13 protein-coding genes are annotated in these 16,974 nt (G+C 30.7%); 1 reads left to right on the top strand and 12 read right to left on the bottom strand.

Translation table 11 applies throughout. The features are described 5' to 3' along the window. Positions 1 to 383: 383 nt before the first annotated feature. The 12 genes from BLV79_RS10555 to BLV79_RS10500 form a co-directional block, all read right to left on the bottom strand. Complete coding sequence (locus BLV79_RS10555) at positions 384 to 1,181, bottom strand: carbohydrate ABC transporter permease (RefSeq protein WP_074718799.1); 798 nt, start codon at positions 1,179 to 1,181, stop codon at positions 384 to 386. A 22-nt stretch (positions 1,182 to 1,203) separates the two neighbouring features. Beyond that, positions 1,204 to 2,124: a carbohydrate ABC transporter permease gene (locus BLV79_RS10550; protein WP_074718797.1), complete on the bottom strand. Its 921-nt coding sequence runs from the start codon at positions 2,122 to 2,124 to the stop codon at positions 1,204 to 1,206. 124 nt (positions 2,125 to 2,248) lie between these two features. Beyond that, on the bottom strand, positions 2,249 to 3,589 hold the full coding sequence (locus tag BLV79_RS10545; protein WP_074718789.1) for an ABC transporter substrate-binding protein: 1,341 nt from the start codon (positions 3,587 to 3,589) through the stop codon (positions 2,249 to 2,251). Positions 3,590 to 3,804: 215 nt separating this feature from the next. Then, positions 3,805 to 6,114, bottom strand: a complete 2,310-nt coding sequence (locus BLV79_RS10540; protein WP_074718787.1) for an ABC transporter permease — start codon at positions 6,112 to 6,114, stop codon at positions 3,805 to 3,807. Further along, positions 6,104 to 6,871, bottom strand: a complete 768-nt coding sequence (locus tag BLV79_RS10535; protein WP_074718785.1) for an ABC transporter ATP-binding protein — start codon at positions 6,869 to 6,871, stop codon at positions 6,104 to 6,106. Before BLV79_RS10535 ends, BLV79_RS10540 begins: the two co-directional genes overlap by 11 nt. Positions 6,872 to 7,006: 135 nt before the next feature. Beyond that, a complete protein-coding gene (locus tag BLV79_RS10530) occupies positions 7,007 to 8,056 on the bottom strand; it encodes a sensor histidine kinase (RefSeq protein WP_074718783.1) in 1,050 nt (349 codons plus the stop codon). Then, complete coding sequence (locus BLV79_RS10525) at positions 8,053 to 8,721, bottom strand: response regulator transcription factor (RefSeq protein ID WP_074718781.1); 669 nt, start codon at positions 8,719 to 8,721, stop codon at positions 8,053 to 8,055. Before BLV79_RS10525 ends, BLV79_RS10530 begins: the two co-directional genes overlap by 4 nt. Before the next feature lie 71 nt (positions 8,722 to 8,792). After that, positions 8,793 to 9,593, bottom strand: a complete 801-nt coding sequence (locus tag BLV79_RS10520) for a hypothetical protein (protein WP_074718779.1) — start codon at positions 9,591 to 9,593, stop codon at positions 8,793 to 8,795. A gap of 177 nt (positions 9,594 to 9,770) precedes the next feature. Beyond that, the gene (locus BLV79_RS10515) at positions 9,771 to 10,628 is read right to left on the bottom strand and encodes a carbohydrate ABC transporter permease (protein ID WP_074718777.1); all 858 of its coding nucleotides are present in this window, start codon (positions 10,626 to 10,628) and stop codon (positions 9,771 to 9,773) included. A gap of 18 nt (positions 10,629 to 10,646) precedes the next feature. Beyond that, on the bottom strand, positions 10,647 to 11,567 hold the full coding sequence (locus BLV79_RS10510; protein ID WP_074718795.1) for a carbohydrate ABC transporter permease: 921 nt from the start codon (positions 11,565 to 11,567) through the stop codon (positions 10,647 to 10,649). Between the two features lie 70 nt (positions 11,568 to 11,637). Then, complete coding sequence (locus BLV79_RS10505) at positions 11,638 to 13,026, bottom strand: type 2 periplasmic-binding domain-containing protein (RefSeq protein WP_074718775.1); 1,389 nt, start codon at positions 13,024 to 13,026, stop codon at positions 11,638 to 11,640. A 58-nt stretch (positions 13,027 to 13,084) separates the two neighbouring features. Further along, positions 13,085 to 14,098: a LacI family DNA-binding transcriptional regulator gene (locus tag BLV79_RS10500; protein ID WP_074718773.1), complete on the bottom strand. Its 1,014-nt coding sequence runs from the start codon at positions 14,096 to 14,098 to the stop codon at positions 13,085 to 13,087. Between the two features lie 270 nt (positions 14,099 to 14,368). Here BLV79_RS10500 and BLV79_RS10495 point away from each other — a divergent pair, with 270 nt between their 5' ends. Beyond that, positions 14,369 to 16,804 (top strand): glycoside hydrolase family 94 protein, encoded by a 2,436-nt coding sequence (locus BLV79_RS10495; protein ID WP_074718771.1) that lies wholly within the window; start codon positions 14,369 to 14,371, stop codon positions 16,802 to 16,804. Positions 16,805 to 16,974 lie beyond the last annotated feature (170 nt).

Genomic DNA, 16,974 nt, shown 5'->3' with positions numbered 1-16,974 from the left:
TATCATCTCTGCTAGAAGAAGTCGTTGCAAAAGTAAACTAGACTTTTTTAGCCATTTTCAGTTGTCAAAGTACAGGTTTAGTTTTTCATTCTAGGCTATATGTAACTCTATTGTATCAAAAATAATATATAGAATATCATACTTTTCTTAAAATTAACATAAATAAACCTTAAGAAATCTTAAGATATCATAATATATTTAAATATATTATTTCCAACACTGTACCATTATATCATAAAACTGTACATATGTCCTTTAGCAATATTAACAATTTATTATAACTTAAAAAGCCACACCTTGCAAATCACAGTGCATGGCATGGCTTTTATAATAATAAATAAAGAAGAATGATTATGTAAAAAAGGAATCTTTACCACATTGAATTATTTTACGGCACCTGTAATACCTTCTGCAAACTGTTTCTGTAATACAAAGAATACAACAATTGTTGGAATTGAACAGAATAAAACACCCATCATAAGTACTCCATAGTCAATTGTATATCCTGCTGATAGATTGGCAATTAGCATTGGCATTGTTTGTGCACTATTATCTAACATTACTACTTTTGGCCACATGTAAGCGTTCCATGCATTCATAAAAGTAATAACCGCTGCTGCTGCATATGTCGATTTCATAATTGGCATATACATTTTGTAAAAGATTTTAAACTCACTCAATCCATCTATTCTAGCAGCTTCCATGATAGAGGTTGGAAAGTTTCTTGAATTTTGTCTAAACATCATTATCATAAATGGTGTTGAAATACTTGGTAAAATGAATGCCCAAACAGAATTTAATAATTTCATTGAAGACATCATTTTAAATAATGGAATCATTGTTGCAACCTGTGGAACCATCATTGCAAGTAATAAGATTGCAAATAGTTTATCTTTTCCTGCGTCATGATATAATTCAAATCCATACCCTGCTAATGAACAAATCAATAAGCAAAGAACTGTCTGTACAATCGCATAAAAGAACGAATTACCAAGTGCTCCCCAAAGGTCCTGACCTTCTAATAATTTTCTCATATTTTCGGCAGCCTTCATGCCGAATACTATTTTTCCTCTAGCCACATCTACTGTATCATTTGTAGCTGCTGTAATCATCCAATACAATGGAAAAACCGAAATAAATGATACTATAATTAAAAATATGTAACTAGGGATAAGTCTCATTTGTATAGCTGAAATTCTTTTTTTAGTCACGAGTATCACCTACTTTCAAATTAATTGCAGCAAGTACAGCTACTAATACAAATACGAAAAATGACATTGCTGAAGCATATCCAAAGTTCGCAACTCCCTGTCCAAACGAATTGTTATATATATAGTGTGACATAGTAATTGTTGTATTTGCTGGTCCACCTTTTGTCAAGTTTACGGATTCATCAAATAATTGAAGTGTACCATTAATTGACATAATAAATGTCATGATGATTGTAGGTTTTAGTAGTGGAACTGTTATATGCCAAAAAGTTTTCCAGCCATTTGCACCATCGATTTTTGCAGCTTCATATACTGAATACTCTATGTTTTGCAAACCTGCTAAGTAAAATACCATATTATATCCTGTCCATCTCCAAATTAATGCAAGTATTATTACAACTTTTGCACTAGATGGTGTTCCTAAAAAATTATAATTACTATGTAATATTCCAATTTTAACTAAAATACTATTAATTAAACCTTGTGTTGCAAATAATGATTTAAAAATCAATGCATATGATACTAATGATGTTGCGCATGGTAAAAACACGCATGTACGAAAAATACCTCTAAATTTGATATCTCTGTTATTTAATATCTGTGCTAACAAAATAGCAAAAATTAACATTATTGGAACTTCTATTATTAAATATAAAAATGTATTTCCAACTGATCTTAAAAACAAATCATCTGAAAACATTCTAGTATAATTTCTAAAAAGCGGTTTAGACCAAACCATATCGGCACTTGATCCTGTTTTAAATGATGTTATTAATGCCTGAAACATTGGATAAAAACTCATTATAGTTATAAACAACGTTGCAGGTGTTAAAAATGCCCATCCAGCAGTGTGTTGTTTAGATGTAACCGTTCTTTTTTTTCTCATTTTAATATGGTTCTTACTGTTTTTCATATTTTTTGTACCTGTATAGCTTGCACTTAGCGTTTTACTACCCAAAGCTTATGCCCCCTTTTAAAAAAGGGAATTGTTAATCTAGTAATCATTTTAACAATTCCCCTGAATTGAACTCTTTTAACTATTTATCCATAGCAAACTTAACTTGTTTTTCAGCATCTTTTAATGCATCATCTGTTGATGTGCCATTAATGATATTCTGAATTGCTGCTGCTACTTGTTCTCTACATACGTAGTGGAAATCACTTTGTTCTACAACTTTAACTTTTGCACTCATTTCTACAATCTTTGAATAAATTGGCTGATCTCCAAAGTATTTAACACCTTTGTTGTAAACTTCTGATTTACCAGCTGAGATACATGTTGTGATAACTCCACCATCTTCAAGGGCTTTATCGTATGTCATTTGTTTTCCTTCTCCACCGCCAAATGTGTAAGCCAAGAAATCCTTAGCTAAATCCTGTTTTCTACAGTTACTTGTAATATATAAAGAAGAACCACCATTTGAGGCATATCCTTCTTCACCACTTAGTGTAGGCATTGATGTAATAGCCCACTTACCTTCGTTTTTCTTAACCTGTTTAATAGTTGGAATAATCCAGTTTCCGTTCATAACGCCACATACCATATCTCCAATAATTGTTTGATCTGTATAATCAGACCAATCATTAGCAAGATATAAAACATCTTTTTGTTTCATCTCTACGATTTTGTCAATTATCTTTTTAACTGTATCATTTTTAGTTAAATTAACTTTGCCATTTTTAAATTGAGAAACACCTTCTGCCTGTAACATCATGTATGGTAAGTCATTACCTGCACCATCCATTGAAAGTAAATATTTACCAGTTTTCTTATGTACTTTTTCACCAATCTCAATGAATTTGTCCCAGGTTACTCCTGTTAAATCATCAATTGTATATCCGCACTCTTTTAATAAATCTGTTCTGTAAGCACATACTACTGTTCCATTATCAACTGGTACTCCATAATGTTTTCCTTTAATAGTTGAATATGATAATTTTTCTTCTCCAAAATCTGCCCATTGAACATCAGATTTATCAAGATTTACCCATGCTTTAGGATAATCTGTTACATATTTTTGAAAATAATGATCCTGGAATAAAACAATATCTGGTAATGTTGTAAAATCACCTGCTGAGCCTGCTGTTGTAATTGCAGTTTCTACATCTGATGATTGTGACTGCTCAATAATATTTAATTTAAACTTCGGATTCTTTTTTTGGTATGCTTTTTCTGCAGCTTTTAACGCTGGAATATTAAAGTTTTTGTCCCAGGCATATACTGATAAAGTATTTTTATCTTCCTTAGTAACATCAACTTTTGATACTTTTTTGCCATTCTTTTTGTCTGAACCTGAAGCTTCCCCTGAACCACAAGCTGCTAAAGAAGCTAGCATTGCACCTGTTAAAATAACTGAAATAACTTTTCTTTTCTTCATATAGTTTTCCTCCGTTCCCCTCTGTTTTCGCAATTTTTAGTTATCTTGACGAAAACCTTATAACTTTTCCTTTTCTTTGTAGTTATTTTAACAGTATTATTTAAATTAATGTAACCGTTAACATACAAAAAAAGTGCATTTTCAACTATATTCTATTTTTGTTCTTTGTATATATTCTTTGTTTTTGTTTCTATTTCGTTGTTTTTTTATTATTTCTACTTTCTTTTTATAATTCTTTTACTATTTAAGTATGTCACGATAAAATATGTAACATAAATCACAATAATCCAAGCAAAAACAACTAAAACTGTACACATATTAAGATTAGAATTTGATGCAACAAAAATTTTATTTGAAAATTCAATACCAAAAATACAATGAATCAATGCAATGACGAGTGGCATCATAAAGAAAATGAATCCTTGCTTAAATAGTGACGCATTAATCATTTTTTCATCAGCTCCAATTCGTCTAAGGACATCATATCTTCCAATACTGTCTGTGTTATTTGCTAATTCTTTTAAAGCTAAAAGTGCAACAGATACTATTAAGCAACCTCCACCTATATAAAAGCCAACAAATACTACAATTACACCAATACTAACTGATTCATCAAGCATCGTGGTTCTTAAGTTTACAATTCTAAAACCTGTCATCATTTCCAACTTATCTTGAAATTTGTCAGTAAAAGCACGATCTATCTTTCTTTTTACATCAGTAGAGTTTGCTTTATAATTGCCTACTAAAACTTCATAAGAAGGACTACCATTATTTTCTACAATATAATATTTGCCCGAATTACCTAATCTCTCAAGATAATTCTGTTTTTCTTCGTCTGTTTTTTTACTGTTTATTTCATTAATGGCATTATTTATGAAGTCCTCGTTTCTTTTAGCTATTGCCTTATAAAGTTTGGCATACATTTCATCTGATACAATAATTGCTCCTGAAGAATCCGCTAAACTATTTTCTGTAGTTACTCTTCCATATTGAATATGCTTGTATTTAGGTGTCACTTCAATTCCACAAATTGGTATTTTATTTAACTCAACTTCATCAAGTACTGCCTTCTGATAATTCTCTTTACCTGAGTAAAAAAGTACAACATACTCATCATTTTTTACAGAAACCTGTCGTGACTCTGTTATTTTTGCAAGTTTGTTATATTCACTTTGCTTGTAAATATTTTTAAACAAAGAAAATGAATATCTATTATCATTTCTTTCAGCAAGTTTATAATTTGGATCACTAGATAAACTCTTTGTATTTATCTCCAATGGGCCTCTGTTATCTACCCAGCTTATTGGTCTGACTATTGCATACTCTTTAACATTATCAAAATATTTGCTATCAAGCTTGTTAATTTTTTCTTTTATGCCAAGTCTCTGAAATGCGTATTTTTTTTGTCGTTTTTTACTATCTTTTTTAATAATATCTTTATATTCTTTATCATTTTTATTGACTTCATCATTTAAAAGATCATCAACATTTTGTTGACCTTCACGCAATGTTGAATTTGAAATTTCTATGTCAAAAGGCATAATCTTTCTTGCTTTATTTGATAAATCTTGTTTTAAAGAAAAACCTGTCGCTGTAATACACAAAGTTACAAATAGTAAAATACAAATAATTGACATTGCTACTACATTTGTATTAATTTGATAGCTTAACTGTCTATAGGAAAAACTGTTAAGGTTCCTATAATAAATATTAGATTTATGTATTAAAATTCTTAATGCAAAACCTGCTACCGACCAGAAAAACATCAATGTACCGACACAACCTAAAATAATCGCAACAAGAAGTTTAATTTCAATATTTGATGTAAATGAATCTGAGAAACAATCAACTAATGCTATATGATATGCAATGCCTAATACTATAATTGATAACATAAAAACTATAATACTTGGCCATATTCTTTTTATTTTTATGCTTTCTGATTTGCGATTTTCATATAACATATCAATTAATTTGTATCTACCGATTTGGAAAACATGAAAAACAATATCTACCAAGAAAATAATTCCAAAGCAAATCATTGTTTTTATAATTGCATGTTTCGAAAGAACAAATTCAAATTTTGTCATATCTGCTTCAAATAAACCTGCAACTAATCCACTAACAAAATATGAACCGAATATTCCTACTAACAATCCAACAACAAGTGAAAACAATCCAATTAATAGATTCTCTCCTACTAAGATAAATGAAACCTGTTTTTTGCTCATACCTAAAGTAAGATAGATTCCAAATTCATTTTTTCTTCTTCTTATTAAAAATCTACTTGCATAAATTATTAAGCATCCAAAAATAACTGAAATAAAATAACTCAATATATTTATTACGCTCATAAGAGTTTCTATCAAATTAAAACTACTTGCGTTCATCTTCATTATTGCACTTTGCGAGTCTAATGAATTGAATAAATAAAACATTGAAACACCAAGTGCTAAAGTCATAAAATAAACAACATAATCTTTGATTCCGGACTTTATGTTTTTGTATGAAAGTTTAAATAACATCACTTACATCTCCTCCTAATAATGCAATAACATCTATTATTTTGTTAAAGAAAACATTACGTTTATCATTACCACGATTAATCTCATGGAAAACTTCGCCATCTTTAATAAAAATAACTCTATTTGCATAACTTGCACTAAAGGCGTCATGAGTAACCATTAAAATAGTTGCATCATTTTTTTCATTTAATTCTCTAAACTGACTAAGTAACATTGCTGCAGATTTTGAATCAAGTGCACCTGTTGGTTCATCTGCTAAAATCAATGATGGTTTATTTATAATTGCTCTTGCTGCTGCAACTCTTTGTTTTTGACCACCTGATAATTGATAAGGATACTTTGGAAGAATTTCTGTTATTCCAAGGATTCCGGATATCTCAGCAATTCTTTCTTTTATAATATCTGGCTTGACTTTTTGAATAGAAAGTGCAAGTGCGATATTTTCATAGGCTGTAAGCGTATCTAACAAATTAAAATCCTGAAATACAAATCCTAATTCATCGCGCCTGAATTTGTTTAATTTATTTCCTTTTAATTTTGTAATCTCTGTACCATTTACAACAATACTACCTGCAGTAACTTTATCAATTGTTGAAACAAGATTCAATAAAGTAGTTTTTCCACTTCCTGATGATCCCATGATAGCTACAAACTCTTTTTTTTGAACTTCAAGCGAAATATCTGAAATAGCTTTTGTTAAACATGATTTGTTTCCGTAATATTTTTTTATGTGATCGATTTTTAAAATTGTTCCCATTTTGGTCCTTTCTCCAATTAATCAATTGGTAAAAATATTTTATGTTCTTTTTTATACACTTCTTTGTTTTTTCATCTTACATGCATATAATAAGCTATTTCAAAGTTTTTGTCGCAATTTTAATATTACTTAACATTACAAATTTGTAATATTCATATATTGATTCTTACCAAAATATAATATTACTTTTGTATACTCGTGTTTCACTGACTCAATCTCAATTTTATGTCCTAACGATGTGATAAGTTTTTTAACGATATAAAGCCCAATTCCTGTGGACTTATTAAAGACTCTCCCATTTTCTCCTGTAAAACATTTTTTAAAAACATTAGATAAGTCTTTTTTATCTATTCCAATCCCATTATCTTCTATTTCCAATCTGATTAAATCTTTTCCATCTATTGCAGTGATTTTAATATACGAATCATTCTTAAGCTCATCTGAGTATTTAATACTATTATTAATAATTTGGTTAATTATAAAAATCAACCATTTTTTATCTGTTAATACCTCTAAATCATTTACATCAACAGATAACGATATATCTTTTTCTAGCAAATCATCTTTATTATTTAAAGCAACATCTTTTATTATTTCTCTCAATTTACAACGCCCAAAGATATAATCACTTTCTTTGTGCTCTGAACGAGTATAATACAAAACCTGTTCAAGATATGTATCAATTTTTTTTAATTGCTTACTTATCTTTTTATAGTTTGTCATCTCGTCTATAGTATTATCACTATTTAGACCATTTTTACACATTATTACTGCACTCGCTAAAGGGATTTTCACTTCATGAACCCACATTTCTATAAATTCTTTGTATTCTTTGACTACTCTTTCATAATAACTGACATGATCACACATAGATTTGTCAATATCATAAATCCATTCTGAAAATATTTTTCCTTCATAATAGTCTGTTTCTTCTAGTAATTCTGTAACTAAATATTTTTCATCTAATGAATTCAACATATCTTCTGTTTTTTTAAAAAATTTTCTTTTCTTAGAATAGCATATACTTAATGATACGATTTCCTGCAAAATGAATACCAATACAATTGTATGAATAAACTCTTTATTGAGTCCATAGGCATATCCAAAAACTGTAAAATTTATCATTGCGAGAAATTTAATTATTATTATTATTGCTTTACTTTTTAAATATTTTATTAATGTCATTTTAAAATGTACCCCTGTTTTTTTCTGGTTTCTATTACATCTGAATATCCATAATTATCAAATTTACCCCTTAATCTGCTAATATTAACTGTCAGGGCATTGTCATTTATATATTCATCATTATCCCACAAACAATTCATAATATCTTCTCTTGATACTATTTTTCCTTTATTTTCAAGTAAACACATAAAGATAATCATTTCATTTTTAGTAAATATAATTTCACAATTTTCATTAAAAAGCGTACTTTTAGCTAAGTCTATTTTAAAATCTTTATAACTAATTTCGCTATTATTTGGGATATTATCATTTCTTTTAAGCACTGCCGAAATATGAAGCAAAAGCAAAGTTGGATTATATGGTTTGGTAATATAATCATCTGCTCCATAACTTAATGATAAAACTTCATCAATTTCACTTGTTCGACTCGTCACCATAATCACCGGAACCTGAGACTGTTTTCTTAATTGCTTTAAAACAATCTCACCATTCACAACCGGGAGATTAATATCCAACAGAACTAAATTGGCATTTTGATTAACGATTTCATCAACAATATTGTCAAATTTATCAACTTTATAAGTTTCATAACCTGATGTTTCAAGTAAAATTGACAATTCCTGTCTTAATGATACATCATCTTCTACTATTACTATTTTTTTCATTTCTGCTCCAATCTGTTTTCTCAAGATTTGTAGTGATGGATTTGGAATCACTTATTATATTTTTGTCTGCTTTATTCTAAACTCTTTACATCTTCTATCTTCACGTCTACTTTTACCAAAAAATTGACATGACTTATGTCATCCATACACCATAAATAATATTGTTTTCCATTATAATCCGAAACCTTCTTTACGAAAGCTTTTCTTGATTCTATGCTTATATCCTTTTGTCTTTCCTGCATAGTAACTCCCCAAGCTATATCTCCTTTTACATTATAGATTTTATTACGTTTTAAAACTTGTAATGCATCTACTCTAATTGTTTTCTTCTCAGAATATTTTTTTCTTTCTCCAAAAACACATTCTCTTTTTCCAATATAGTAATACTTATTTGAAACATTTATTATTTCATAACCTGTTATTTTATTTCCTAATTTATAAAAATCTATTTCCACATCCTTATTCCTAATGGAATAAACTTTATAAGCACCATATGGAATTGGAAGGTTCTTTCTTGTTTCATCAAAACTTTTATATGTTTTTTTAATTTTACCTTCGATATATTTACAAGTATTGTAATTGTTTCCTGCCTGAAAAACTTTATCCTTTGTAACAACAAACAATGAACAAATCTGTACTCCTAATAAAACAGCCAATCCAATCGTTACCAATGATATTCTCACAACATGATATTTATTTCTTATAAGTAAAATATTTATAACCAGAATTCCCCACAGTGAGCCAGCCATAACTAGCATTCGTAATCCTTCTTCAACAATACTCTTTGAAAAAACCAAAACATTTGCAAAGAATATAACATCTAAAATAATACCCTTCAAAACTAATTCAAATTCAAACTTATTAATTTTCATACAAACCTCTTTCTATTACTCGTTATAACCCTTTTAACATTCTATCATATTTCAAATACATTTTCACTATAAGCCTCTATTTTTATATATCATACTCAAAAACGCCGCCCTTACACTATATACTATGCAAGAGCGACGCCTTATTTACTTATTACACCATTAATTAAAACTAAGTAATTACTCTTTTACACCACCTAATGTTACACCTGCAACGATGTACTTAGAAAGGATAATGTAAACTATGATAATTGGAATAATTGCAATCATAATCAATGTGTAAACTTTACCCATATCAAACTTCAAGAAATCGGCACCTCTTAATGAAGCAATCAAAATTGGAAGTGTCTTTAATTCTTTTCTGTTGATAACTAAAGCTGGCATGAAGTAATTATTCCATGAACTAACAAATGCAAATATTGCTTGTACTGCAAGTGCTGGTTTCATAATTGGCATTACAACACGGTTAAATGTTTTAAATTCTGAACAACCATCTATTCTTGCCGCCTCTACTAACTCCATTGGAAGCGATGACTGCATGTAACTATACATGAAGTAGAAAATCGCTGGAGCAGCTATTGATGGAATAATAAGTGGCAATAAATTGTCGCTCATAAATGGGATTTTTTTAACTAATCTTAAAAATCCTAATGCAGAAACCTGTGTAGGCATTACTAAAATAAGTAAGATAAACACAAATGCTGGTTTCTTTAATTTAAAATCATAAGCATAAATACCATAAGCTGTTAGTGCTGAGAAATATACTGCCAATGCAGCTGATGCAGCTGAAACTATAAATGAGTTTTTTATACCAGATAAAATTGGTACATTGGCATCATTTAATACGTTGTTAAAGTTCTTCATAAACGAAGATCCTGGTATTGCCGAAAAACCTTTCTGTATTTGTGCATGGTTTCTTGTTGAGTTAATAATTAAAATGTAAAAGAAGAACAAACATAGGAAAGCTAATATAATTAATACTAGATATGCAATTAATTTTCTAAGTCCGCCTGCTTTTAATCCTTTTCTGCTATTCATATTAATCTTTCTCCTTCCTTATTTATTCTCTCCAGCTGGGTCAGATGTCTTGTAAACTGCTAAACATAAGATCGCACAAATTACAAATAATACTACTGATACTGCACCTGCCATACCGTTATTCTTGCTGTAAAGGTGGTTATTTAAGAACATAATCATTGTTGTTGTTGTTCTATTTGGACTACCTGATCCACCTGTTAAAATCTGTGGAACATCGAACATCTGTAATCCACCAATCATAGATGTGATAAATACATATACAAGTATTGGTCTAATACTTGGTAATGTAATTTTAAAGAATATCTGTCTATGATTACATCCATCTAATTGAGCTGCCTCAAATAATGATGGACTAATGCCCATTACTGCTGCCATAAGCAAAATAGTTGTATTTCCAAACCACATCAAAAAGTTCATGAGTGCTATTAGGCCTCTTGCTCCAACTACAGACGATAAGAATCTAATTGGACTCTTAATTAAGCCTATTGACTGTAAAAACGAGTTAATTGGTCCAATGTCTGAAAATAATGCGAAGAACAACATTGAAAAAGCACTCGCCATAATAAGGTTAGGCATATAAATTACCACCTTAAAAAACTGTTTACCTTTAATCTTTAATCTCTCATCTGTAAACCATGCAGCTAGTATCAAAGATACGATAATCTGTGGGATGAAGCCGACTATCCAAAGAACAAATGTATTTCCCATATATTTTGGTAAATCAGCTCCAAATAATTCAATGTAATTTCTTAATCCCACAAACTTTGGTCCAACGATATCAAGACCATCTTTATAGTACTCAAAAAAACTATAGTATACTGTTGATGCCAATGGAATCAACTGAAATATGGCAAAAGCAAGAAAGAAAGGCAATATAAATACGTAACCCCATACACCATGTTTGTCTCGTTTGTATTTTTTTGTTTTATTTTCTTTCATTTTCCTCACCATTTTCCCTTTTCTCATTTATATAATACTTTTATTACCTTATTTTAAATCAAAATCAAAATCAATCTTTTGGCCATTTAACTTTTTTGATGTTTGGATAAACTTCTTTGATTGATGTTTCGAAGTTCTTTTTAGCTTTGTCTAATGAAACTTTTCCATCAAAATAGTCTTTCATAGCTGTCTGGATCTTTTCGTTACATCCTTGATCGTATTTACTTGTGTTAGACATATCAATCTTCTTAGCTGACTCACTGAATAATGCAACGTGGTTTTGTCCACCTAAGAATGAAGAACTAAATTTAGGATCCTGAGCGATTTCTTCCATACCTGATTGAGTGTTTGTATAATCTTGAATGTCAGGATTCTCTGTCATTTTCTTCATGTTCTCTTTATCACAAGTAAGTTTTAACATGATATTTTTGATTTCTTTTTTGTCATCTGTTCCTTTTGCAGCGCAAAGCCATGTTCCACCCCAGTAATATGGAGCTGGTCCTTCACAAACTGCCCAGTCACCGTATGCACCGTTTCCTACTTCAGCTTTTCCATCTGGATTAGCTAAAGAGTTTTTCATCAATGTAAAGTTGATTCCCCATGTTGAATAGAAGAAACCAAATACTTTTCCGTCTGGTCCTTGATCTTTAGACCATGCATCAGACCAAAGAGATGTTTTATTATTGTATCCTTTGTCTGTGAATTCTTTAGTTTGTTTTACCCAATTCATGATATTTTCATCAACTGTTACAGTATCACCTTTAACCCAAGGCTGTTTTACATTGTTAGAGTAAACTCTAAATGAATCATCATAACCTGATAGCATCTGATATCCAGCTGTTTTTGCTTTACCAGCTACTTCATTGAATTTATTCCAATCGCCTAATGCTTCTTGAACCTGTTTTGGATCATCTGTTCCTAAAACCTGTTTAGCGATAGTTCTTCTATATGCAAATAGACCTGGTGTAGCTTGCCAAGATGTTGCTTTTTGAACACCCTTGCTTGTTACGATATCTTTTGTATATTTATATTGATCTCCTAAATCTTTCTTTGTAAGACCAATATCTTTAACAACATCAAGTGTGCTTGAAGAATTTACATATTTTAATGCGTAATCTGCTTCAATTAAAAAAATATCGATTTTATCGTTATCATCTTTTTCATCTTGCTCTTGAAGAGCTTCATCTAATTTATTCTGATAGTTATTATCTTTGTTTTCATTTATTGTCCATTTAACAACTGTACCATCTTTTAAGTAAGTTTTTGATTTATCTTTAGAAACTTTCTTAACTTCTGGATAATAGTCATTAAATCTGCTTTGGAATTCATCATTCCAGCACCAAATGTTTAATACATGCTCATCACTTGCAGATTTCTTACTTGTTGAACAAGCTGTCATTGGTACTAACATAGATGTTGTTAATAATAATGCCATTAATTTTGTGATTCTTTTTTTCATAGATTTTTCCCCCTAATCTACCTATAAATTTAATAAGTTAGTTTTAAAACGTTCATGTTTATTTACTTAAGTCTTTGACTGTGCCACCCTCAATGATTTTTCCTCCAACCATTATTTGTTCAGGCACGCAAAACTTAGGTTGTTCTATTATTTCTACCAATTTTCTTATTGACTTAACACCAATCGTCTCTGCGTTTTGGTAATAAGTTGTAAGTTTAGGTCTAAGGACTTGCGTTAATTTGACACCATCATATCCAACTACGCTTACATCGCCCGGAACCGAAAGATTCAATTTTTCTAAAGCATTTAATCCTCCTAAATAAGCAAAATCGTCTGGATACATAATCGCTGTTGGTTTTTCTTGCAACTTCATTATTTTTTCAGTTGCTTCCTCACTAGATTTCGTATCATGGTATTTTGCTTCAACGACCCATTCTTTTTTTTCAAGTATTCCTCCTTCCTTACAAGCTCTAAAAAAACCATTCAATCTCTTCTCAGTCACTGACGTTTTCTCGCCATGGATAAACGCTATCTTTTTATGACCCTTATTTATTAAAAATTTAGTAAGTTCATACGTTCCCTCTATATTATCTGACATTACACTGCTGTGATTGTCGTACGCATAATCAATGCTAATTGTTGGGATTTCGCTGTTTACTAAATTAATAACCTCTTGATCCTTATAATTGATACTAGCAATCAAAACTCCATCCACTTTTCTATATCTTGCATGATCTAAATAAGAAAAGTTTTTTCTTCCCATGTTTTTACTAATAAATGTCATATCATAGCCTAATCTCTCAGCCTCTTCTTTTGCACTATTTAATATAGTGGAGAAATATTCATGAGTCAGGCCACTATTTGTTTCATCAACAAACAAGACTCCAATGTTGTGTGACATGTTCGTCTTTAATTGTCTTGCTGCCGCATTTGGAAAATAATGCATTTCTCTAGCGGTTTTAAGAACTAAGTCTCTTGTTTTATCACTTATATCTTTATAACCATTCAACGCTTTACTAACCGTAGTCGTCGATACGTTACACGCTTTCGAAATATCTTTTATCGTTACCATTTTTATCCTTCCTAACACTAACGTATCTTGCGAATACGTTTTCGTTAATTTAATTCTATCCTAGTTATCTATTAGCGTCAACTTCTATATTTCACAATAAAAAGAATTATTTTTTGTAATTTATGCACAATTTTACATTTTTTTGCATTTTTGTGTTTATTTTTCTATATTTGCTTGCTATAATGACAATGAAAAGTTTACGAAAACGTATTCGTAGTTAGTATTTATAGGATTTAAGGAAATGTTACTTATTTTGATTGGAGGTATATAATGAAATACGGATTTTTCGATGACAAAAATAAAGAATATGTTATAACAACACCTAAGACTCCATTACCATGGATCAATTACTTAGGATCAAATGATTTTTTCGGTATTATTTCTAATACCGCAGGTGGTTATGACTTCTATAAGGATGCTAAGTTACTAAGACTTACTAGATATAGATATAATAACTGTCCATATGACTCAAACGGTCGTTACTACTATATTAAGGACAACGAAACTATTTGGAATCCAGGTTGGCAACCTACTCAAACACCACTAGATTCCTACGAATGTAGACATGGTCTTGGTTACTCTACATTCGAAAGTGAGAAAAATAAGCTTCGTGCTAAAATGACAGCTTTCGTTCCTATTAAGGACAACGTTGAAATAAACAAATTAGAATTAACGAATATTAGCGAAAACGTAAAAACACTAGACTTATTCAGTTATGTAGAGTTCTGTTTATGGAATGCAGAAGACGATTGTACTAATTTCCAACGAAACTTTTCTACAGGTGAAGTTGAAGTAATTGATAGCACAATCTACCACAAAACCGAATATCGTGAAAGAAGAAATCATTATGCCATTTATCATGTAAACCATGAAATTGATGGTTTTGATACTGACAGAGCGACATTTACAGGTTTTTATAATAGCCCAGCTAATCCTGACGTTGTAAAAGCTGGCGTTTCAAAAAATAGTGTTGCTCATGGTTGGTCTCCAATCGGAAGTCATCATATAAAAGTAACATTACAGCCAAATGAATCCGCTTCATTTATTTTCTTGTTAGGATATTGCAAAAATAAAAAAGAAGAGAAATTTGAAGCTCCAAATGTTATCAATAAAGCTCCTGCAAAAGAGTTAATCGCAAAATATTCTACAGATGAGCAAGTTGATACAGCTTTAAATGAATTAAAAACATATTGGACTAATTTATTATCTAAATTTAACATCGAAACTGGTAACGAACAGTTAAATCGAAGTGTTAATATTTGGAACCAATATCAGTGTATGGTTACATTTAACATGAGTAGAAGTGCTAGTTACTTCGAAAGTGGAATGGGACGAGGAATGGGATTTAGAGATTCTTCTCAAGATCTACTTGGATTTGTTCATCTTATTCCATCAAGAGCTAGAGAAAGAATCCTTGATATTGCAAATACTCAATTTGAAGATGGTAGTGCATATCACCAATATCAGCCACTTACAAAAACTGGTAACTTAAATGTAGGTAGTGGATTTAATGATGATCCATTATGGTTAATTGCCGGAACATGTGCGTACATCAAAGAAACTGGTGATTATTCTATTCTTGATGAAGAATGTACATTCGACAGTGATGCAAATAAAAAAGCTACTCTTTTAGAGCACTTAAGACGCAGCTTTAACTATACAGTTACTCACAAAGGTCCACACGGTCTTCCATTAATCGGTCGTGCTGATTGGAATGATTGTCTAAACCTTAACTGCTTCTCAGATACACCTGGTGAAAGCTTCCAGACAACTGGTCCAAGCTCAGGTCCTGTAGCAGAAAGTGTATTTATTGCAGGCTTATTCGTTAAATACGGAAAAGAATATGTTACATTATGTCAAAAACTTAACCTTGATGACGAAGCTAAAGCTTGTCAAAAAGAAGTTGATACTATGATTGAGGCAATTACAACCCATGGTTGGGATGGAAAATGGTTTATCCGTGCATTTGATGCTAATTCAAATCCTATCGGAAGCCACGTTAATAAAGAAGGTCAAATCTTCATCGAGTCTCAAGGTATGTGCGTAATGGCTGAAGTTGGTGTTGATAATGGTATGGCCCTTGAAGCATTAAATAGTGTTAAAGAAAGACTTGATACTAAATACGGAATCATGCTTCAACAACCTGCATATACAACATATCATCTTGAACTGGGTGAAATTTCTTCTTATCCACCAGGATATAAAGAAAATGCTGGTATTTTCTGCCACAATAACCCATGGATTGTCTGCTCTGAAACAATAGTTGGACACGGTAACAGAGCCTTCGAATTGTATAAGAAAACAAATCCAATTTTCTTAGAAGACGTTCAAGATGTACATAGAACAGAACCATATGCATTCTGTCAGATGGTAGCTGGTAAAGATGCTCCTTCATTTGGTGAAGGAAAGAACAGCTGGCTTACAGGTACAGCTGCTTGGACATTTGCTACAATCAGTCAATTTATTCTAGGTATTAAACCTGATTTTGACGGATTACGCATTGATCCATGTATTCCAAGTGACTGCGATGGCTACAATTGTGTTAGAGTATTCCGTGGAAAAACATATAACATCCACGTTACAAATCCTAACCACGTTGAAAAAGGCGTTGCGTCACTTAAGGTAAACGGAACAGTTATGCCTTCTAACGTTATCGATCCAACTCTTGGAGAAGATACAGTAGAAGTAGAAGTTGTTCTTGGATAAATGTTTTGGATGATTGTTTAGAGATAATTATCACTAGATAATTTTTCTTGATAATTGTTCTGATAAAAACATTTTTATAAAATAATCATTTGAAATAATACAGTGAAATAACTGAAACACAACATTTAAGATTACACTTTTTTAATAATTATATAAGTTTTCCTTTTTTT

Source organism: Lachnobacterium bovis DSM 14045 (assembly GCF_900107245.1).
GTDB lineage: Bacteria > Bacillota > Clostridia > Lachnospirales > Lachnospiraceae > Roseburia > Roseburia bovis.
Note: the sequence above shows the minus strand (reverse complement) of the source record. Positions and strands in the feature narration are given on the sequence as shown.